16 protein-coding genes are annotated in these 20,386 nt (G+C 65.6%); 6 read left to right on the forward strand and 10 right to left on the reverse strand.

All coding sequences use genetic code 11. The features are described 5' to 3' along the window. The 5 genes from B4N44_RS11125 to B4N44_RS11145 form a co-directional block, all read right to left on the reverse strand. A partial coding sequence (locus tag B4N44_RS11125; RefSeq protein ID WP_296700752.1) for a DUF1156 domain-containing protein occupies window positions 1-1,760 on the reverse strand: 1,760 nt, incomplete at its 3' end. Between the two features lie 472 nt (window positions 1,761-2,232). Further along, window positions 2,233-2,727: a DUF3368 domain-containing protein gene (locus B4N44_RS11130; protein ID WP_296700754.1), complete on the reverse strand. Its 495-nt coding sequence runs from the start codon at window positions 2,725-2,727 to the stop codon at window positions 2,233-2,235. Continuing rightward, entirely contained in the window at window positions 2,724-2,999 is a 276-nt protein-coding gene (locus B4N44_RS11135; protein ID WP_213460128.1) for a UPF0175 family protein, read from the reverse strand. Before B4N44_RS11135 ends, B4N44_RS11130 begins: the two co-directional genes overlap by 4 nt. A gap of 163 nt (window positions 3,000-3,162) precedes the next feature. Next, window positions 3,163-3,597 carry a DUF7680 family protein gene (locus tag B4N44_RS11140; protein WP_296700760.1) on the reverse strand — a complete coding sequence of 145 codons (435 nt, stop codon included), beginning with the start codon at window positions 3,595-3,597 and terminating at the stop codon, window positions 3,163-3,165. Window positions 3,598-5,395: 1,798 nt separating this feature from the next. Then, window positions 5,396-6,784, reverse strand: coding sequence for a DUF499 domain-containing protein (locus B4N44_RS11145; protein ID WP_296700762.1), 1,389 nt, complete (start codon window positions 6,782-6,784; stop codon window positions 5,396-5,398). Window positions 6,785-7,187: 403 nt separating this feature from the next. On the opposite strand from B4N44_RS11145, the gene gmk reads away from it, so the two are divergent. The 4 genes from gmk (at window position 7,188) to B4N44_RS11165 (ending at window position 11,237) form a co-directional block, all read left to right on the forward strand. Continuing rightward, entirely contained in the window at window positions 7,188-7,799 is a 612-nt protein-coding gene (gene gmk / locus B4N44_RS11150; protein ID WP_296700763.1) for a guanylate kinase, read from the forward strand. Window positions 7,800-8,011: 212 nt separating this feature from the next. After that, window positions 8,012-8,314, forward strand: coding sequence for a DNA-directed RNA polymerase subunit omega (gene rpoZ / locus B4N44_RS11155; protein WP_007193609.1), 303 nt, complete (start codon window positions 8,012-8,014; stop codon window positions 8,312-8,314). A gap of 121 nt (window positions 8,315-8,435) precedes the next feature. Continuing rightward, a complete protein-coding gene (locus B4N44_RS11160) occupies window positions 8,436-10,655 on the forward strand; it encodes a RelA/SpoT family protein (protein ID WP_296700769.1) in 2,220 nt (739 codons plus the stop codon). A gap of 165 nt (window positions 10,656-10,820) precedes the next feature. Further along, the gene (locus B4N44_RS11165) at window positions 10,821-11,237 is read left to right on the forward strand and encodes a DUF2384 domain-containing protein (protein ID WP_296700772.1); all 417 of its coding nucleotides are present in this window, start codon (window positions 10,821-10,823) and stop codon (window positions 11,235-11,237) included. A gap of 109 nt (window positions 11,238-11,346) precedes the next feature. On the opposite strand, the gene hemF is transcribed toward B4N44_RS11165, so the two are convergent. After that, a complete protein-coding gene (hemF, locus tag B4N44_RS11170; protein ID WP_296700774.1) occupies window positions 11,347-12,282 on the reverse strand; it encodes an oxygen-dependent coproporphyrinogen oxidase in 936 nt (311 codons plus the stop codon). 152 nt (window positions 12,283-12,434) lie between these two features. On the opposite strand from hemF, the gene B4N44_RS11175 reads away from it, so the two are divergent. Next, entirely contained in the window at window positions 12,435-13,001 is a 567-nt protein-coding gene (locus B4N44_RS11175) for a hypothetical protein (RefSeq protein ID WP_296700776.1), read from the forward strand. Window positions 13,002-13,035: 34 nt separating this feature from the next. After that, window positions 13,036-15,498, forward strand: coding sequence for a penicillin acylase family protein (locus B4N44_RS11180; protein WP_296700778.1), 2,463 nt, complete (start codon window positions 13,036-13,038; stop codon window positions 15,496-15,498). A gap of 23 nt (window positions 15,499-15,521) precedes the next feature. Here B4N44_RS11180 and dtd read toward each other — a convergent pair whose 3' ends face one another. The 4 genes from dtd to thiC form a co-directional block, all read right to left on the reverse strand. Further along, on the reverse strand, window positions 15,522-15,959 hold the full coding sequence (dtd, locus tag B4N44_RS11185; protein ID WP_296700780.1) for a D-aminoacyl-tRNA deacylase: 438 nt from the start codon (window positions 15,957-15,959) through the stop codon (window positions 15,522-15,524). A 143-nt stretch (window positions 15,960-16,102) separates the two neighbouring features. Next, on the reverse strand, window positions 16,103-17,053 hold the full coding sequence (gene pip / locus B4N44_RS11190; RefSeq protein WP_296700782.1) for a prolyl aminopeptidase: 951 nt from the start codon (window positions 17,051-17,053) through the stop codon (window positions 16,103-16,105). A 226-nt stretch (window positions 17,054-17,279) separates the two neighbouring features. Further along, window positions 17,280-19,091: a translational GTPase TypA gene (gene typA, locus B4N44_RS11195; RefSeq protein ID WP_232410392.1), complete on the reverse strand. Its 1,812-nt coding sequence runs from the start codon at window positions 19,089-19,091 to the stop codon at window positions 17,280-17,282. A gap of 253 nt (window positions 19,092-19,344) precedes the next feature. After that, window positions 19,345-20,346 carry a phosphomethylpyrimidine synthase gene (gene thiC, locus B4N44_RS11200; protein ID WP_422664312.1) on the reverse strand — a complete coding sequence of 334 codons (1,002 nt, stop codon included), beginning with the start codon at window positions 20,344-20,346 and terminating at the stop codon, window positions 19,345-19,347. Between the last annotated feature and the right edge of the window lie 40 nt (window positions 20,347-20,386).

A 20,386-nucleotide genomic window follows, 5' to 3' on the forward strand; every position in this document is an offset into this window, starting at 1 on the left:
TGGACCAACCGATGATCAAGGCCCGCCGGGGCCTCGATCATCCCTTCGCCCACATCGGCCGCCAAATGCGTAGTCAGGCCATCCTGGCCTGACAGAATCAGGGCTGGAAGCCCTGACGACGCAGGGTCCGCAAGCAGTTGGACCAAACGATGATCAAGGCCGTCGCCGGATTTGCAGGTGATGGTGACCGGGGGCGGGGTGAAGGGCGGCGCGGCGAATAGATCCGCGTGGCGCGTTTGCTTCTTGGCGGCCTTGACGTCGATATCGGGACGGACCAGGTCCACAAGCTCGCCGATGCACTTGGCTGTCTGCTCGATGGCCCAGTCGTAGCCGAGGCCGACGATGAGTGGCGCCATCTCGGCATAGGACCATTTGAAGGCAAAGTCATGACGGTCGAAGGTATTGACCATCACCTGACGGTTGCTATGCCAGCGTGTCATTCGTGAGTTGTAGTCACGTAGCTTGTCGAGAGATAGGGCGAGATATCCGAGGGCTGCCCGGCTCGTTTCCGTAAGCGAGCCATTCGCTTCTTCCTCCGCGAGCAGTTCTCGGAAGACTTCGACGCTGGTGGCGTGGCAGTAGAGTTGCCGCGCCGAGAAAAGGTCTCGCCAGAGCGGCATGCCAAACTGTATCGGCCGGTCGTCATTGGTTTCGGGCGGAAACCGCTCCGAAGGAACCAAGTCCAACGCTTCCCACTCCGGCAGCTTCTCTGCCAGGCGTTCGGCGATCAGGTCGGAGACATCGTCTTCGGGGCGAGGGGCGCGGTACCCGCGCACCCACTTCTCGCGCTTCTTGCCGGTCTTGGTGGTCGTCCAAGTGCGTCGCTTGTAGACCACGACGTAGAGCTGCTCGCCCATCTGGCCCGCCTGAGCCTGACGCTTGACCTCGTCGCCGTCCACCACACGGCCGCAGTCCGGGTAGGGGCAATGGGCGTCGCCGCCGGTGACGGTGCCGGCGGATTGCTCCTTCGCGCGGCCGACGATCTCGAAGCCGCAGCGCCGCTGCCCGGCCGCGGTGTCGGGCAACAGCCGCACCCCGGTCCCGTCCGGCGCCAGGCGCCAGTTTGGCGACAGCGGGATCAGCCCGTCGCAGTAGGGGCAGGTGATGGTGCGCGCCCAGAGATAGCCGTCCGGTCGGCAGTCGTCGCCGGGTTCCGGGGGAAAGGCCCAAGCAAGCCGCTCGCGCACCCGGGATGCGAGTTCCGCGCCAAAGTGCTCGAAGGTCTGCTTGACCTCCAAACCCAAGTCGAGCGGCCATTCCACGGTGGCGCGCAGGATCAGCGCAGCGACCGGGTTCAAGTCGTTCGCGATGGTCGCAAGACCCAGCCGGGTCGCCTCATAGGGAATGCTGCCGCCGCCGGCTGTGGGATCCAGGACGGTCGGCAGGTGAATGCCCACACGCCCGGATTCGTACCTCAACCACTCCAGGTCCTCCCGCGACGGGAGGTACGTAAAGGCCCTGGGATAGCCGTACGCGTCGGCCCCCAGGCGCTCGCCGGCGCGGTCGGCCTTCGCGATGCGGACCTTGGCCGCCACCGGATCTCCATGAATCCCCAGCACCCGCATGAACCGCTCCCGGTCCGCGTCCGCCGGCAGCAGGGCGGCCAGAATCGCGGCGCGCGAGGCGACCAGCGGACGGCGCGCCCACCAGACATGCAGCCGGTTAGGCGCCGGGAAGGGCGTCATGGGGGTCCGCTCGCGCAGGCCCTCCAGGCCGATCTCGGCGATGGGCAACCAGGTCTCGATCAGGCGGGTGGTCATGGGGATGTCGGATGGGTCGGCAAATGGATCGGTAAATGGTAGCGAGCCATTGACGGGCCATTTAGACCCGCGAAATGGCTCAGAGAATGGAATTGCGCGTTCCTCGCGCTCATTTAACGCCCGTCCAGCGATACCGGGCGCCCCGGCCGCTTCCGGGGTCGGCGATTTCCGCGACCTGTCCGGGACAGGTCTGTGCCGATGCGCCCTGGGATGTTGGCGCAGCGGTCGTCGAACTCCCCAGATCGAAAGCAGCCGGCGAGCGCCTCGGGTCGTAGAGCGTGGAATTCGGGATTGCGTGGGTCAAGTTCGGCATGAAGTTGACTCCGCCGGGTGTTGGAGCACCCGGAATCGCTCGGAATGCGGAGGCCACTGGTCCTGCCTGTTGCCAAGGGAATCCGAACCCGGCCGAGGCTGTGAGGCGCCACTTTCGTAGCAAACGAATCGTAAAGGGACTGTGCGCACGGCACGGGGGTTACTCGTCCACCAGGCGCAAGGCCCGTTGCAGGACCGCGTCGGAGAGATACATCCCACGGTCCCGGAGCTGTTCGAGCACGGGGCGGGCGGCCGGGATGCGGCCAGCCTGCTTCGCCGCCAACACAAGGCCGACGGTACCCCTGAGAGGTATACCCAATGCCTCTGCGCACCGCCGTCCGGCGAGGTCATCGATCAGGGCCGTGCTGCCGGGGCAGGCCCGCGCCAACTCCAGCACTGCGCTTTCACCCGCCCCCAGGTCCCAGGCCAGCACTTGCACCGACACGACCTGAACCGGTTGAACCTCCAGCCAGAGCCGGGCGGCCAGCGCCTGGGCGGTGGGGTCTTGGGGTCCGTAGGCGCGGATTTCCTGAGCAACCGGCTCGGGGACCCAGACGGCTGGGGCGGCGGCTTGCAGTAAATCCAGTCGCCCGGCCTCCGCGAGGTGAATCAACGGCGACGTATTGACCACCAGCCGCAGCTCGCCCCCGCTCATGGGGCCGTGGTCTCGCCAGACGCATCCAGGCCAAGCTCGCGCACCAGGCTGTCGTCATCCAGGACAAAGACGTCCGCACCCTCCCGGACCAGGGCATGAATGAAATCGCGCCTGTTCAGACCGGCCAACTCCGCCGCGCGCTCCTGCGACATCAGTCCGCGTCCGTACCAGTGGATCGCAGCGGCCAGTTTCATCTCGCGGCCAAGCTCGGCCGGCGAGCGCCGTAAGGCGGACAGTGCGGATTCCGGGATCGCGAGGGTCAAGTTCGGCATGATGTAGCCTCCACCCGGTCTTGGAGCGCCCGGGATCGCTGTGAGTGTGGATGCCGCTGGTCCTGGTCCAGCCACCGATCAAGGACTGGGCCAGCAAACCAAAGATGATAAGTCACTGTTCAAGAATTCGTTTCCAGCCACTCATCACTATACTCTGCCTGTCTCAAGCCTTGGGATCGATCAACAGAAAACGCAGAGACATGAGCACGCGCCGCGGGTACTTGCGGTGCATGGCCATGCCCAGCCAGTAGGCGGCCTCCTCGCGGCCCATCTCCTCGATGCCCTCGGCGCAGGCGCGCATGTATTCGCGATTGCGCATGGGCGCCAGAACCCGGAAAAGGAGCCCGAGATTGAGTGCCAGGTCCTCGTCGAGGCTGAAGATCTGACGCGCGTCGGCCAAGGGTCCGCCGAGCTGGATGCGGGCCTTGGCGAGCCGCCGCAGCACGCGATGCTCGACAAGTGCGAGATTGCGCCCGCGCAGACCGGCAATGCGCACCGGGACCTTGATGTGTGGCGTGGCGGGGGCCGGAACCTGCCAGATCTCCATCTCCAAATCTTCTGCGCCATGGGTGCGAACCCACAGCTCGTATTTCGGCATGGCCGCATCCGGTCCGGACCCGGCGCGGCCCGATTGGTCTGCTGGTGTGTACGAGGGCAAGGCGTTCACGCGCTGCCCTCGGCGGTGATCGCCACATAGGCCGCGCCGGTGCCGAAGCGGGTCAGTCGCTCGGCGAGCTTTTCCGGGATGTCTCCGGCGAGGCTGAGTCCGGTGTCGTCGAAGCGGATATCGAAGCGAGCCGACAGATCCTTTTCTTTGGCCGCGCGCAATTGGGGATCAAGGAAATCTTTGACGGGCTGGGCGTCCGCGGGTTGACCGTTGAACTCGATCTCCAGGATTCCGCCCTCGGCGGTCTCATAGCTGCCCGTGATCACGACCTGCTTCGTGGCACCCTGAACGGCCGCAACCAGACCCAGCAGGCGGAAGGCGTCGGTCGCGTCGAAGAGACGCAGCTCCAGGGTGCGGATACGGGTGAACTTGCGCGCCCGCGCCCGTTCCCAGAGCTTGGTGAGGGCCTCTTTGAGGACGCCCTCTTCAGTCAGCGTGTTCGATGGCTGCGTGGTCTGGCCGGTGGAGTCGGTGCCACCGCCCGTGGTGCATCCGCCGGACGTGCCTGCCCCGGGGTCTTTCCCGCCTGCGGTGCCTGTTGTTCCGCCGGATCCGGTTGATCCGCCTGCGGTTTGACCAGTGCCTTCATCGTTGCCCGTTTCGCCGCCGGCGCCGCTCGGGCCGGGTCCAGGCGGCGGTTTGGATACCTTCGGCCAGATGCCGCTCTCCTGTGCATAGTCGGCGGTATGGACGAAGGACTGCTCATCGATATGGATGTTGGCCCAGGGGTCGCCCTTGGCGTGGATCAGATCGCCGCTCTGATACACGAATTCGCCTCCCTCGATGCCGCGACGGATGCCTTTCACGAAGCAATCGTCGCCCACCAGGATCGGCAGGCCGGGGTCGCGTCGGAACTCGGCGCGCAGGGCGGCGGTGGTGATGGTGCCCTTTTTCAAGGGCGTGCGGTCGCGGATATAGGTCGCCGAGTCCGGCTCGTCCTCGGGCAGGCGCAGTTTTTTGTTGGCGCGCAGGACTTCGACCACCTGCTTCTGGCCTTGGCCGGGCTTGTCCGAGGCGCTCTGCACGTCGATGGCGCTATGCGCGAGGTCCAGCTCCGCGCCATCGATCCGGTGCTTGGAGGCATAGATGACGTGCCGGTAGCACTGCTGGATGGCCAGGGCCAGCTCATGCTCGGAGCGTTGGTACCACTCCTTGATCCGGTCCTGTTGATGATCGGGCAGCTCGTTGAGCCGCTCCGGGCGGCGCAGCTCGTTTAACGCCAGACGCCGAACCATCTTATGCCGCATCTCCTCCTTGCGGGCCTGATCGGCCAACAGGAAGACGAGGTTGTTGCGGTTGAGCCGCAGGCCCCCGCTCACATCCTTCTGTGCATAGATGCGACCGACCAGCTCGGGGACGGCGACATTGTCCGATGCAACCTCCACGGCATCGAACCCCATGAGGACCAGGGACGGCTTGCCGTCGCCCGCGTCGTCGGGCACCTCGTAGGGGCCGCCGGGGAAGGGGTAGAGGTTGAAGACGGTCCCGCCGAAGATCGATTTGATGCGGTCGTTGAGCTGGGCGCGGGCCTCGCCGGGATCCGCATGCTGCTCTTGACGGCGCAGGATCTGGGTCAGGTTGGCCTCGGCCAGAAACCGCAGCGGGACATTCGGGCGGTCGTCCAGATAAGCGGAGCCCTGCACGAAGCGACGCCGGGCGTCGTCGATAAAGCTCAGGTCCGTGCCGGGCGAGAGGATCGACCAGCGTAGCTCCTCGGGGGTAGCGCCCTTCAGATTCTCGTTGAAGGCCAGGGTGTGAAGCAGGATCGCCCGGCCGACGTAGGAGCCATAGGGTGCGAGTCCCTTGTAATGGTCGGTGTCGAGCTGCTGTGCCAGCGCGCTTTGATCGCCATCCACCGCGGCCACGTCGGACTTGATGGCGGGGACAAACTGGCGCTGGCCGAGCCGGGTGACGATCTCCTGGCGGATCGGTTCGAAGCCGGGGTCGAGGTGATGCAGATGGATGGCGTACGCATCGGCCGGACGCTGCTCCCAGAGCCGGCCGACACTGCGGGCGAGCAGGCGCAGCATGCCGCGGACCCGCTGGAAATTGCCCAGGGGGACATCTTCTCGCGCAGGGTGTCGATCAGCTCGGGGTGCAGCGGGTAGCCTGATGCGAAGGCGTCCAGGCGCGCGTCGCGGCCACCGACAGGGGGCAGGTGGTCGCGGTGCTGCTCCCAGATCTGGCGGTAGGATTCGATGACGGCGGTCGCTGCGGCATCGTCAATGCGGTCGAAGAGCCGGCGGCGCAGGATCTTGACGGTTTCGTCTTCTTCCGTGGGGTCGAGCAGCGTGGCCTTGCGGGCCGAGACGCTCTCGGCCTCTTCCATCTTATCGGCGATGAACTGGTTTTCATCGCTATAGGCATCGGTGGCCTTGCCGCCTTTGCCGATCGCCAGCGTGTAGACCACCACGGCGTTCGGCGAGCTTTCGACCGCCTTGAACAGTGCGGTGAGAAAGGCCGTGAGCTGACCGCCCGCGGTCTCGCGGTCCCGTGCCTTGAGCTTGCGCAGGTAGATCGACAGCTCGTCCATCAGGATCAGCGTCGGCTCGCCGCCGAACAATTCCTGGATGGTTGCTGCGCCCGGTGCTCCGCCTTGCTCGTCGCTGCGGCGCACCCGCTCATAGCCCTCCCGGCCGGCGAGGGCGTAGGCGATCTCGCCCCGGGGCGTGTAGGCGCGCAGACCCGGCTCGAGGAGGCGGCCGTTGAGGGGGTCGGCGTTCTCGCCATCGAAGGCGGCGACTCGGACCTTCGTCGTCGGGAGGATGGCAGGGTCCAGGAACTCGGCCGTATTGGGAACGCCGGTCATGCCTTTGGTGGCGTGGGTCAGCGCAATCAGGGCATGCGTTTTTCCGCCGCCGTATTTGGTGTCCAGCCGGAAGATCGCGGCGACCTGATCCGGACTTCCGGCGAGACGCAGACAGACATTGCGCAGCAGGTCCTTGAGTCCGCGGGTCGGGTGCGTGTTCGCGAAGAATTTGACCGGGTCGAGGTATTCCTGCGGAGCGTCGCCGCGCAGCACCTGGGCAAGGTCAGCCGCGAAGTCCGATTCGGAGATCGTGCCCCTCAGGACGTCCTGGCGCGGCGTGCAGATGTCGAAGATGGTCGGCAAGGTCATGGTCCGTGAGATCTCGCGTCTTGAATCCGAGGCGGTCGGTAAGGCTGGCCTGTTTTCCAGTCAACCGGTTGGAGCTCGGAGCCTCGGTCTGCTCGGTTCCGATTGTCCGGTGGCCCTCATAATCAACGGGTTTGTAGCACGTCGCGGCAGACGAAACCAACTCCGCCGCGCGATCTCGGCGGCTGGAACGCTGCGATCATCGCTCCCCGCGCTCGTTCCGCGTGCGCGCCCGGCGCGAGCGCGATATTCTGGGATCCTTATCCGGTGACCGATGCCGCGTGCAGGCCGCCCGATCGCGAGTCTCGTCTTGATCCTCGGTTTCCTGCCGGATGGCCCGGCAGATAGTCATCCGCGCGGTCAACATCGGCCGGACAACCCCTGTTTCAAACAGTCGAGCGCATTCATGAGCGAAGGCATCCTCTTTATCGTCTCGGCACCGTCGGGTGCCGGGAAGACCTCGTTGGTCAAGGCGCTCTTGGCGCGTGATTCAGGCCTTTCCTTGTCGGTTTCCTGCACGACGCGCGCGCCTCGCGCCGGCGAGCAGGACGGTGTGCACTATCATTTCATCGATCAGGCGCTGTTTCGGGAGTCGGCCGCCGCGGGTGAGTTTCTGGAGCATGCCGAGGTCTTCGGCAATCTCTACGGGACGCGCGAGGCCGATGTCCGCGAGGCACTGGCTGCCGGGCAGGATCTGATCCTGGAGATCGACTGGCAGGGCGCGCGCCAGGTGCGCGAACGCTTCGGCGCGGCGGTCGGGATCTTCGTCCTGCCGCCGTCGATCGCTGAGCTTGAGCGTCGGCTGCGCGGGCGGGGCACCGACAGCGACGCGGTCATCGCCGATCGGATGGCGCAGGCGCGCGACGAGATGGCGCATGTCGAGGAGTATGCCTATCTGGTCGTCAACGACGGGTTCGACACGGCCCTGGATGCACTCGCGGCCATCGTTCTCGCCGAGCGACAGCGTTTGGAGCGGCAGCGGCCGCGGCTGGGGTTCCTGCTCGATGCCCTGATCTGACGCGGGCGCGCCGCCGCTCCCTGCTGCTTCGCCATGTATGTTAGGCTCTTAGGATAAGGCTGCCGCGTGGGCGGTCGGCTCGGAGGGGCATGAACGGCGAGCCCGCCCCCCTGTCGAAGAAACACGAGTCCTCGCACCCGCGTCCGTCGTATTCCCCGGCCCCGTGCGCCGGCGCCCCCGGATTTTCGAGACCCCGATGGAGATGATTTCGCATGGCCAGAATTACCGTTGAGGACTGCCTCAATCACGTCGACAACCGCTTCGACCTAGTGCTGCTCGCAACCAAGCGTGCCCGCCAGTTGGCGAACGGCGTCGAGCCGATCCTGCCTTGGGCCAATGACAAGCCTACCGTGATGGCGCTGCGCGAGATCGCCGCGGGCCACATCTCGACCGCCATGGTGCAGGCCGCCCAGCGCGAGATCGACGAGACCACTGCCGCCTTGGAGCAGGCACTCGCCGAGGAGTTGGCCTCCGAGCTCGGCGAGGCGGAGCCCAAGGGCGATCCGCGCGAGTAGAACCGAGTAGAACCTCGATGCGCATGGACGAGACGCGGCGAGACACCGGAGAGCGCGGTCGTTCTGCGGTCGACCGCCGGGCACTGTGCGCTTCGTCATGAGCCCGTGCGATGCCGGATCCATGCAAACCGCCTTCCTCCCCGTCGTTGCCCCGGCCACCGAGCACCCGATTCAGTCCGCCGTGGAGGCATTCGACCGCGCGCCCGTGGCCCGTTATTTGATCAGCGACCTCTGCGCCTATCTCGAGACCTATCTCCCGCCCGAGCAGGTCAGCGAGTTCTATCGCGCCTATCTGTTCGGGGCCGAGGCGCACGAGGGTCAGAGCCGCAAATCGGGCGAGCCCTACATCTACCATCCGGTCGCGGTCGCGCGCATCCTCGCCGAGATGCACATGGACTATAAGTGCCTGATCGCGGCCCTGCTGCACGACGTGATCGAGGATACTCCGGTCGAGAAGGAGCAGGTCGCGGAGGTCTTCGACGAGGAGATCGCCGATCTCGTCGACGGGGTGAGCAAGCTCTCGCAGATCGAGTTCGAGTCGCGTGCCGAGGCCCAGGCGGCGAGCCTGCAGAAGATGCTGCTCGCCATGACGCGCGACATCCGCGTCATCCTGATCAAGCTCGCCGATCGTCTCCACAACATGCGCACGCTCGGCTCCATGCACCCGGATGCCTGCCGACGGATCTCGCGCGAGACGCTCGACATCTTCGCACCCATCGCCAACCGTCTCGGCATCAACCGCGTTCGGGTCGAGCTCGAAGAGCTGGGATTCCTGCACCATTGGCCTTGGCGTCGCCATGTCATCCAGCGCGCCTTGCAGAAGACCTGCGGCGCGCGTGTCGAGATGGTCGGTACCGTGGAGACGGCCCTCAAACAGGCCCTGCATCAGGAGGATATCCAGGGTGAGGTCGAGGGCCGACGCAAGCATCTTTACGGCATCTATCGCAAGATGCGAGAGAAGCGCCGAGCCTTCTCGGAGGTGGTGGACGTCTTCGCCTTCCGGGTCACGGTGGATCGGGTCGACACCTGTTATCGGGTGCTCGGGCTGGTCCACAATCTCTACAAGCCGGTGCCGGGGCGATTCAAGGACTACATCGCCATCCCCAAGGCGAACGGCTATCAGTCCCTCCACACTGTGCTCATCGGCCCGCAGGGCATCCACATCGAGATCCAGATCCGCACCGAGGACATGCAGCGCATGGCCGAGTCCGGGATCGCCGCGCACTGGCTTTACAAGAGCGGCGAGCCGTCCACGGCAAATGCTACGACGCTGGCCTCGGAGTGGTTGCAGAATCTGCTCGTGATGCAGCATGCGGCGGGCAATTCGGTGGAGTTCCTCGATCACGTGAAGATCGATCTCTTCCCCGACGAGGTCTACGTCTTCACGCCCAAAGGCCGGATCCTGACCCTGAAGCGAGGCGCCACGGTCATCGACTTCGCCTACGCGATCCATTCGGATGTCGGCAACACCTGTGTCGCCGCGCGGATCGACCGGCGCATGGTCTCGCTCAGCACCCATCTGCGCAGCGGCCAAACGGTGGAGATCATCAACGCACCGGGTGCCAAGCCGAATGCGGCCTGGCTGAATTTCGTCGTGACCGGCAAGGCCCGCGCGAGCATCCGGGGCTATCTGAAGAACCTCAAGCAGCGCGAGGCCCAGGTGCTGGGTCGGCGCCTGCTGAGTGCGGAGCTCGGTGCATTCGGGGTGGATGTGGATAATCTCGACCCGATCCGAGTCGCGGCCTACCTGGAAGAGGCCAATCAACGCACGCTCGAGGACCTGCTCGGGGACATCGGGCTGGGCAATCGTCTGGCCGCACTTGTAGCGCGGCGCTTGGCCGGGGGCGACGACGAGGAGGCGACCCAAGCGATGCAGGCCGTCAAGGATCTGCATCCCCACCGCTTGGCGATTCGCGGCACCGAGGGGATGGTGGTGAGTTTCGCGCGCTGTTGTCGGCCGATCCCGGGCGACACCATCGCCGCGCTCTTCAGCCCGGGCCGCGGGATCGTGGTCCATCGCAGCGAATGCCGCAACCTCGGCAGCCTGGAGAGCAAGCGCGACAAACGTCTGGATGTCGAGTGGGCCAACGAGCCGGACGGGGAGTTTCCGACCGAGATCCGGGTGGAGATCGGCAATCGACGCGGTGCGCTCGCGGTGGTTGCCGGGGCCATCGCCGAGCTGGGCTCCAATATCGAGAACGTCCACTCGCGCGAGAAGGACGGCATGACGACGGCGTTGGAGTTTCTCATCCTCGTGAAGGGCCGCGTGCATCTTGCGCGCATCATGCGCCGCCTGAGACAGATCCCGCTGGTCCTGCGGATCACCCGCATTCCGCGCTGACGCCCGGGTTCTCGATCGCGATCCGGCACCGCGCCCGCGTCACGCTCGGGTTGCATCCGAAACGCATCGGCGCCATCTCAACTCCCACACGCGCGGTCGGAGATCGTCCAACCCGCGACCATCAAGCCGTACGCCCTCGAGCGTGCCTCAGAGAAGGGTCGACTCATGTCCGAACTCACGATCGACGAGCGCTGCTCGCTGACGCGCCGCATCATGTCGCTGCTGGAAGGCTGGAATCTCGGTGCGAGCGACATCCTGGTGCTTCTTCAATTGCCGGCCAGCATCAAGGCGCGGAACCTCTCGCGCTATCGGGACGAGGACTGCTTTCCGGACGATCCTCAGGTCAATCGCCGGCTGTCTTACCTGGTGCGGATCGAAGATGCCCTGCACACCTATTTTCCGCGCAACCCGGAAATGCGCCACCTCTGGGTCAAACGCGCCAACAAGCAATTCAACAAACGTGCGCCGATCGCTGTGATGGTCGAGGACGGCGAGAGCGGACTCATCTCCGTCCTCTCGCATCTGGACTGCACCTTCGCGTGGGACATGACGGGGTCGAAGGCCGAATACGGCAAGGGCTGACCTGTCGCCCGAGCCGTTTTCCGGAAAATTCAAAACCCCTAGCCTGTGCTGACGGTCGGAAGCACGACGACCGCCGGCGGTCGGTGTGCCTCGCATGGCTCGGCACAACCTAGTTCCCGCCGGGTGCGTCCTCGGCAAGCCAGTCACGCGGCTTGAGGAAGCGCTCGTAGAGTTCGGCCTCCGGGCTTCCGGGTTCCGGGCGATAGTCGTAGCGCCAGCTCACCTCCGGCGGGAGCGACATCAGGATCGACTCGGTACGCCCGCCCGATTGCAGCCCGAATAGGGTGCCTCGGTCGTAGACCAGGTTGAATTCCACATAGCGACCGCGGCGGTATTTCTGGAAGGCGCGCTCCTCGTCGCCGTATTGCTTCGCCCAGCGGCGATTCACGATGGGCAGGTAGGCCGGCAGATAGGCCTCCGCGACGCTGCGCATGACGGCGAAGCTGTGCTCGAACCCTCCTTCGCTCAGGTCATCGAAAAACAGCCCGCCGACCCCGCGGGGCTCCTCGCGGTGCTTGAGATAAAAATAGCGGTCACACCAGTCCTTGTAGCGCGGATAGACGTCCTCGCCGAACGGCAGGCAGGCTTCGCGTGCGGCGCGATGCCAGTGTCGCACGTCCTCCTCGAAGCCGTAATAGGGCGTCAGATCGAAACCGCCGCCGAACCACCAGACCGGCTCGGCGCCGGGTCGCTCAGCGATGAAGAAGCGCACGTTCAGATGCGAGGTCGGCACGTAGGGATTCTGCGGGTGTGCGACCAAGGACACGCCCATCGCCTGGAAGCCGCGCCCCGCAAGCTCGGGCCGATTCGCGCTTGCCGAGGGCGGCAGGCGCTCGCCGAAGACATGCGAGAAGTTGATGCCGGCGCGCTCGAAGACGGCCCCGTCCTGCATGATGCGCGTACGCCCGCCGCCGCCGCCCGGACGCTCCCAGGCGTCCTCGCGGAAACCTGCTCCGCCGTCGGTCTCGCGCAACGCCGCGCAGATGCGGTCCTGCAGATCGAGCAGATAGGTCTTGACGGCGTCGGCGTCGGGTCGATCGGACATCGCGGCAACTCCTCGCAGGTACGGTTATCATGAGATGGCTGGTCGGATAGTACCGAATGTTGACCCGTTGAGGTCCCCTCGCCGAGCTCGACCTGATTGGACCCTCGGTCCTGCGAGTCCCGCGAGCCATAACACCATAAGGAGACAACCCGATGTCCATCGTCCTGCGCTCGCTGCTGATCGCCCCCGTCCTGCTCGCCGGCTCGGCTTTTGTTGCGGCCGATCAAGCCGTCACCTTTCTGACCTATCAGTCATCCGTCCCGGATGACTGGGTCGTCGAGACGCCCAAGAGCGAGATGCGCCAGCTCCAGTTCAAGGTTCCCGCGCCCCCCGGCGGCGAGGGTGGCGACGGTGCCGAGTTCGTCGTCTACTTCTTCGGACCCGGTCAGGGCGGGACGCTGGAGGCGAACATCGAGCGCTGGCAGTCTCAGTTCCAAGGCCCCGACGGCGCGCAGGTCGAGCCGACCGTGACGCAGATCGGCACCGAGACGATTCCGGCCACGTTGGTCGAGCTGCGCGGCAGCTACGGCCGCAGCGTCGGGATGGGGCCGGGCGAGGACGTGCAGGCGGATCGGATGCTCCTCGCCGGCGTCGTCGAGTCGCCGGAAGGAAACCTCTACCCGCAGATGCACGGCCCGGCGGAGCTGGTTGCCGCCCAGCGTGAGGGCTTCGTCGCCTTCATGAAGGGGATCCGGCCGACGGCTCCCACGACGCCGTAAGCCGACATCCGGAAACCGAACGCAGGTTCAACGCATGCCGCGTCGGATCCTATTGCTCGTCCTTGCGATCCCGGTTGTGGGCGTCTTGGCGGGCGCCGCCGGCCTGGTGTGGATCGCCAAACGCGGCGAGCCGAGCTATGCGGGTAGCCTGGCCATTCCGGGGCTCGAAGCCCCGGTGCGCGTTCGTTACGGGCCGCATGCGATCCCGACGATCGAGGCCGACAGCGTCCATGATCTGCTGTTCGCTCAAGGCTATGTCGTCGCGCGCGAGCGGATGTGGCAGATGGATCTGCTGCGCCGTCTCGCCGGCGGGCGTTTGGCGGAGGTGTTCGGGGCCCTGGTGCTGCCGGCGGATCGCTTCTTTCGCACCATGGGTCTCGATCGCGAGGCCGAGCGCAGCCTCGCTGTATTGAACGACGATGAGAGGTCTCTCCTCGAGTCCTATGCGGCGGGCGTGAACGCTTATCGGGCCGAGGCGACGGCCGAGCGTCGCTTGCCGCTGGAGTACCTGATCGTGCGCGCCGAGCCCGCACCTTGGACCCCGCAAGACAGCCTCCTGATCGGCGGCTACATGGCCTGGACCCAGTCCTACAATCTACGCGCCGAGCTGACCTTTCTGCGTCTGGCGGCCCGCATCGGTTCGGAGCGGGCGCGCGAACTCTTTCCGACCGATGCCGGGATCCCGGCGCCGGAGGTGTCGCCCGAGCTGGTGCGCGAGCTGGTGCAGGAACAGGTGCGCTCTCCGGTGCGCGGCAACCGGCGAGGGCTGACGATCGAGCCCGTGCTGGAGATCGTTGCCAGACTCGGCCTGCCCTTGCCCGCGGCGGCGAGCAACGGCTGGGCGGTCAACGGACCTCGCACGGCGGACGGCGAGGCCCTGCTCGCCAACGACCCGCATCTGGCGGCATCCATGCCGGGGATCTGGTACATGCTGGAGCTGATTGCAGCGGATCTGCATGTCGTCGGGGCGAGCCTGCCCGGTGTCCCGCTGGTCATGATCGGACACAATCGGGATCTCGCCTGGGGCTTCACCAGCACCATCGCCGATACGCAGGACATCTTCGTCGAGCGTCTCATGCCCGACGGCAAGAGTGTGGAGCGTGCGGACGGACGGTCCGAGCCGATCGCGACCCGGGTCGAGCGCATCTCGGTCAAGGGCGCCGATCCGGTCGAGCTGGTCATCCGCTCGACCGGCAACGGCGTGATCGTCAACGATATCCTGGGCCCGATCACGAAAACGCCGATGGACCTGCCGAGCCTGGACACGCCCCATCTGCTGGCCCTGCGCGAGACCAACGATCTCCCGGATCGCGCCTTCGCCGGGCTGCTGCGTCTCAACCAGGCCGAGACGCTCGAGCAGGCCGGCGAGGCCATCCTGGAGTTCAAGCACGTCGCCCTGAATCTCATGTCGGCGCACCGCGACGGCAGCATCGCCTTACAGGTCAGCGGGGTCCTGCCGCACCGCGGCAAGGGCTCGGGCGCCTTCCCGTCGCCGGGTTGGGTGGACGGCTATGCCTGGCAGGGGCTCGTGCCCCAGACGCGCAACCCGCGGCGCGTCGATCCGCCCGGGGCGGCCTTGATCACCGCCAACAACCGCATCGTCCCGGTCGAGTATCCGGTGACCATCAGCAACGCCTGGATGGCGCCCTTTCGCGCCGAGCGCATCGCCGAGCGGCTCGATGCGGCCGGTCCCTTGACGTCCGAGACGATGGCGGACATCCAGACCGATCGCATCAGCACCCAAGCACGGTTGGCCCAAGCCGCCCTGCGCGCAATCGAGATCGATCTGCAGGCGGTCGACCAGGCTGCCTGGAACATCGCCGCCGAAGAGCTGCTCGACTGGGACGGCGACATGGCGGGGTCGAGCCGGTCCGCGGCCTTCTTTGCCCTGCTCGAACCGGCGCTCTACAGGGCGCTTTACGAAGACGAGCTCGGGGTCGACCTCGAAGCCATGACGGCGATGGCCATGTTCGCCTACAGCCCCTTGCAGGAGATGCTCCGCAGCGGCCGGTCGAGTTTCTGGGACGATGTGACGACGCGCTGGACCGAGGGCCCGGCCGAGATTTGGGCGCGGGCGCTCAGGGCCGCCAAGGCGGATCTCGATGACCGTATCGGCAATCCGCAGGATGCGCGTCTCGACCGGATTCGGACCCTGACCTTCCCGCACGCCTTCGGCACCCTGCCGCTCGTCGGGCGTCTCTTCAGCGTCGGTCCGATCGGTGTCGGCGGCCATGCGGATACGGTGAATGTCATGAAACCGATGCCGCTCGCACCCGAGGAGCCCGTCTTCATTGCCTCGATGCGGGTCGTCTACACGCCCGCGGATTGGGCAGGCACCCGCGGCGTGCTGCCGCTCGGCCAGTCCGGACACCTCTTTTCGCGCCATCGCAGGGACCAGCTCGATGCTTGGTTGACGGGCGGCATCGATCCCTGGCCCTGGAACGGGCCGAGCGCGCAAGAGACGGTCGGTGTTTTGATGCTGGCCCCGGGTCTTTGATCGGGCTTGAGCGTGGATTGTCCTCAGGTTTCCAGCCAGAAGGTCACGGGGCCGTCGTTGACTAGGCTGACTTGCATGTCGGCACCGAAGCGCCCGGTCGCGACCCGGGAGTGAGCGGCGTGCGCCCGAGCGACCAGGTCGTCGAACAGGCGCTCGCCCTCGTCGGGCGGCGCGGCGGAGGTAAAGCTCGCACGGGTCCCTTTGCGGGTGTCCGCGGCGAGTGTGAATTGCGGCACCAAGAGAAGCCCGCCGCGGATGTCGCGCAGGCTGAGGTTCATGCGGTCGTCGGCATCAGGGAAGACCCGATAGCCGAGCAGACGCTCCAGCAGGCGTTCTGCGCGGGCGGCCGTATCCTCTCGCTGCACGCCCACAAAAACCAACAGGCCGCGCTCGATGCTGCCGATCGTCTCGCCCGAGACCTCGACGTGTGCACGGGAGACACGTTGCAGTAAACCGATCATGCTGAATCCTGAATCGCGTCCGGAGTGACAGGGGTGCTTCGGCGTTGGGATCGGCCTGGTCTTGATCCATGATCGTGGCGGGACGCGATTCAGGAGATTCAAGGCGATTTCCAAAAACGGCGCCCAATCTCGTTTCCCTTGGATCAGCCAAGCGCATCGGCAAAGCGGTCGGTCGCCGCCACCAAGGCCATGCGGATGCCGGGCTCGAACGCCGAGTGGCCCGCATCGGCGATCACCTGCAGCTCGGCCGTCGGCCAGGCCTGATGGAGATCCCAAGCCGAGCGCATCGGGCAGATGGTGTCGTAGCGGCCTTGGATGATGATGCCCGGGATGTCTCGGAGACGATGGGCGTCTTCGATCAGCTGATTCAGACGGAAGAAGGACCGGTTCATGAAGTAGTGGCACTCGATCCGCGCCAAGCTCAAGGCGACATGCGGATGGGCGAAGTGTGCCTCGATGTCCGGATTCGCCCGCAGTGTCGCGGTGCGTCCCTCCCAGACCGACCAGGCTTGCGCTGCGGCCAGACGGATCGCCTCGTCCTCGCCGGTCAGGCGTTTGTGATAGGCGATGAGCAGATCGCCGCGCTCCTCGACCGGGATCGGGGCGAGAAACTGCTCCCAATAGTCCGGGTAGATCCAGCTCGCACCCTCCTGATAGAACCAACGAATCTCCTCGTTGCGGCAGAGAAAGATCCCGCGAACGACCAGCGCCATGACGCGATCCGGATGGGTCTCGGCATAGGCGAGGGCTAGGGTCGAGCCCCAGGAGCCGCCGAAGACGAGCCAGCGCTCGATCCCGAGTCGCTCGCGGATGCGCTCGATGTCGGCGACCAGATCCCATGTGGTGTTCGCGGTCAATGATGCGTGGGGTGTCGAACGCCCGCATCCGCGTTGATCAAACAAGACCGCGCGATAGCGGTCGGGGTTGAAAAAGGCGCGGTGGGCCGGCTCGCAACCCGCACCCGGTCCGCCGTGCAGAAAAATCGCGGGGATGCCGTCCCGCCGACCGCATTCCTCGACATAGAGGCGGTGATCGTGGTCGACGTCCAACCGATGGGTCGCAAAGGGCTCGACGGGGCGATAGAGATCGGGCATGGGTTTTGTTCGATGGTGTGATTCGTTACGGTTCAGCCGCCGGCCGCCAGCGATCATCTTTGGGCCCAGCAAAGAGCCATCGGCTCTCAGCTCTAAGGCGATTTCCGAGAATAGGCATCCCGACTGTGCATGCCCGGACGACCTGTCGGGACTGTCGTAGGGGCGCATGCATTCGCCCCTTGCGCGTCGATCCTTTCCCGGACATCACCTCGGCTCCGGACGCGGTTTAGGTGCGACTGGCCCGCTTGCGATCGTTTTCGGTGAGATGCCGCTTGCGCACCCGGATCGCCGTCGGCGTGATCTCGACCAGCTCGTCGTCTTCGATGAACTCCAGCGCCTGCTCGAGGGTGAACTTCACCGGCGGGGTCAGCAGGATGTTCTCGTCCGAGCCGGCGGCGCGGATGTTGGTCAACTGCTTGGCCTTGAGCGGGTTGACGGTGAGATCGTTGTCGCGCGAGTGGATCCCGACCACTTGGCCTTCATAGACCTCGTCGCCCGGGGAGACCATCATGCGTCCGCGTTCCTGCAGGCTGAAGAGCGCGTAGCCGAGCGCCTTGCCGGTGCCGTTGGAGATGAGCGCGCCGTTGCGCCGCGGGGCGATGCCGCCCGGATTGGCGGGGCGATAACGGTCGAAGATGTGATACTTCAGCCCGGTGCCCGAGGTCATGGACATGAAATCGGTCTGAAAGCCGATCAGGCCGCGCGAAGGGACCTCGTAGTCCAGGCGCACCCGACCCTTGCCGTCCGGGACCATGTCCTTGAGTTCGCCGCGACGCTCGCCGAGCGCCTGCATGATGGCGCCCTGCGATGTCTCCTCCACGTCGACCGTGAGCTGCTCGTAAGGCTCGCAGATCTGTCCGTCGATCTCGCGGAAGATGACCTCGGGGCGCGAGACGGCCAGCTCGTAACCTTCGCGACGCATGGTCTCGAGCAGGATCGACAGATGCAGCTCCCCTCGTCCGGAGACCCGGAATTTCTCCGGGTCGTTGCCTTCCTCGACACGCAGTGCGACGTTGTGGATGAGCTCGCGCTCGAGCCGGTCCTTGAGCTGACGCGAGGTCAGATACTTGCCGTCGCGCCCGGCGAAGGGCGAGGTGTTGACCTGGAAGGTCATGGTCACGGTCGGCTCGTCGACGGTGAGCGGGGGCAGTGCCTCGGCGTGATCCGGGTGACAGAGTGTATCGGAGACGTTCGGCGCCTCGATGCCGGTCAGGGCGACGATGTCTCCGGCGGTGGCGAGCGGTACTTCGTGGCGCTCAAGCCCGAGATAGCCGTAGACGATGCCGACCTTGGCCTTGTAACGCCCGCCGTCCGGCTTGACCACGACGATCTGCTGGTTCGGCCGCACGCTGCCGTGGCGGATGCGTCCGAGCGCGATCGCACCGACGAAGGAGCTGTAGTCGAGCGTGGAGATCTGCATCTGGAAGGGCGAATCCGGATCCACCTCGGGCGCCGGACAGTGCTCGACGATCGCCTCGAAGAGCGGCGTCATGTCGCCCTCGCGCACCTCGTTGTCCAGCCCGGCATAGCCGTTCAGGGCCGAGGCATAGATGATCGGAAAATCGAGCTGCTCGTCGCTGGCGCCGAGCCGATCGAAGAGATCGAAGACCTGGTCGATGACCCAATCCGGCCGCGCACCGGGACGGTCGATCTTGTTGATCACCACGATCGGACGCAGACCATGCTGGAACGCCTTGCTGGTGACGAAGCGCGTCTGCGGCATCGGCCCTTCCTGCGCATCCACCAACAGCAGCACCGAGTCAACCATGGAAAGCACGCGCTCGACCTCGCCGCCGAAGTCGGCATGGCCCGGCGTGTCGACGATGTTGATGCGGTAGTCGCGCCAGCGCAGCGCGGTGTTCTTGGAGGTGATGGTGATGCCGCGCTCCTTCTCAAGCGCGTTGGAGTCCATCACCCGCTCGACCGGCCCGAAGCGATCCCCGAGCGTCCCGGATTGCTGCAGCAGTTTGTCCACCAGCGTGGTCTTGCCATGATCGACATGAGCGATGATGGCGATATTGCGTAACGTCTCGATCACGAGTGGAGCTCCGGAGAAGATGAAGTCGGGGGTCGGGTCGGGCGATGGGTTCGGTTCGAGCGGACATTCCGGGTGTCGAGCCAGCCCGAGAGTATATACCCTACGCCCGTGAATATTCGGTGATCGAATCAACCGGCCTTGCAAGTCCCGAGATGCCAGGGTCTTTGCATGGCCGGCTGCCCCGTGGTGCGCTCGGGTCAGGGCAGCGCATCGGTCCCCGGGTCATGCTGATGTCGAAGCGAGTCGACGCGGCTCAGACCGCCCTGTAGATCTGCGCCCCCTCCTTCCTGAACTCGCTCGCCTTCTCCTGCATGCCCGCTTCGAGGGCGATCTCCACGTCGTCGAGCCGATGTGCCCGGGCATAGTCTCGCACGTCCTGCGTGATCTTCATCGAGCAGAAATGCGGTCCGCACATGGAGCAGAAGTGGGCGACCTTGTGCGACTCGTGCGGCATGGTCTGGTCGTGGAATTCACGCGCACGCTCGGGATCCAGAGAGAGGTTGAACTGGTCCTCCCAACGGAATTCGAAACGGGCCTTTGACAGCGCATTGTCGCGGATCTGCGCGCCGGGCAGACCCTTGGCGAGATCCGCACCATGTGCGGCGATCTTGTAGGTGACGATGCCGTCGCGCACGTCCTCTTTGTCGGGTAGGCCCAGATGCTCCTTGGGCGTGACATAGCAGAGCATGGCGGTGCCGTACCAGCCGATATTGGCCGCACCGATGCCGGAGGTGATGTGGTCGTAGGCCGGGGCGATATCCGTGATCAGCGGGCCCAAGGTGTAGAAGGGCGCCTCGGAGCAGTCTTTGAGCTCCTTGGTGACGTTCTCCTCGATCATCTGCAGCGGGACATGGCCGGGGCCCTCGATCATGACCTGAACGTCGTGCTCCCAGGCGAAGCGGGTCAGCTCGCCCAAGGTCTCCAATTCGGCAAACTGGGCAGCGTCGTTGGCATCGGCAATCGAGCCGGGGCGCAACCCGTCGCCCAGACTGAAGGCGACGTCGTACGCCTTCATGATCTCGCAGATCTCGCCGAAGTGCGTGTAGAGGAAGTTCTCCTTGTGGTGTGCCAGACACCATTTGGCCAGGATGGAGCCGCCGCGCGAGACGATGCCGGTGCGGCGCTNNGTGAAGTAGTCCACGCCCTGCTCGGCCTGCTCGATCAGGGTGTCGCGGAACATCTCCCAGGTGAGCTCCTCGGGCTTTCCGTCGACCTTTTCGAGCGCCTGGTAGATGGGCACGGTGCCGATCGGCACCGGGGCGTTGCGCAGGATCCACTCGCGCGTCTCGTGGATG

It is taken from the genome of Thiocapsa sp. UBA6158, assembly GCF_002423035.1.
Classification (GTDB): Bacteria; Pseudomonadota; Gammaproteobacteria; order Chromatiales; family Chromatiaceae; genus Thiocapsa.

What these genes read in the sequence shown, in the direction of transcription:
- B4N44_RS11130 (WP_296700754.1), bottom strand. Translation starts at nt 2,727, where the DNA reads ATGAGCGGGGGCGAGCTGCGGCTGGTGGTCAATACGTCGCCGTTGATT.
- B4N44_RS11135 (WP_213460128.1), bottom strand. Translation starts at nt 2,999, where the DNA reads ATGCCGAACTTGACCCTCGCGATCCCGGAATCCGCACTGTCCGCCTTA.
- B4N44_RS11140 (WP_296700760.1), bottom strand. Translation starts at nt 3,597, where the DNA reads ATGCCGAAATACGAGCTGTGGGTTCGCACCCATGGCGCAGAAGATTTG.
- B4N44_RS11145 (WP_296700762.1), bottom strand. Translation starts at nt 6,784, where the DNA reads ATGACCTTGCCGACCATCTTCGACATCTGCACGCCGCGCCAGGACGTC.
- gmk (WP_296700763.1), top strand. Translation starts at nt 7,188, where the DNA reads ATGAGCGAAGGCATCCTCTTTATCGTCTCGGCACCGTCGGGTGCCGGG.
- rpoZ (WP_007193609.1), top strand. Translation starts at nt 8,012, where the DNA reads ATGGCCAGAATTACCGTTGAGGACTGCCTCAATCACGTCGACAACCGC.
- B4N44_RS11160 (WP_296700769.1), top strand. Translation starts at nt 8,436, where the DNA reads ATGCAAACCGCCTTCCTCCCCGTCGTTGCCCCGGCCACCGAGCACCCG.
- B4N44_RS11165 (WP_296700772.1), top strand. Translation starts at nt 10,821, where the DNA reads ATGTCCGAACTCACGATCGACGAGCGCTGCTCGCTGACGCGCCGCATC.
- hemF (WP_296700774.1), bottom strand. Translation starts at nt 12,282, where the DNA reads ATGTCCGATCGACCCGACGCCGACGCCGTCAAGACCTATCTGCTCGAT.
- B4N44_RS11175 (WP_296700776.1), top strand. Translation starts at nt 12,435, where the DNA reads ATGTCCATCGTCCTGCGCTCGCTGCTGATCGCCCCCGTCCTGCTCGCC.
- B4N44_RS11180 (WP_296700778.1), top strand. Translation starts at nt 13,036, where the DNA reads ATGCCGCGTCGGATCCTATTGCTCGTCCTTGCGATCCCGGTTGTGGGC.
- dtd (WP_296700780.1), bottom strand. Translation starts at nt 15,959, where the DNA reads ATGATCGGTTTACTGCAACGTGTCTCCCGTGCACACGTCGAGGTCTCG.
- pip (WP_296700782.1), bottom strand. Translation starts at nt 17,053, where the DNA reads ATGCCCGATCTCTATCGCCCCGTCGAGCCCTTTGCGACCCATCGGTTG.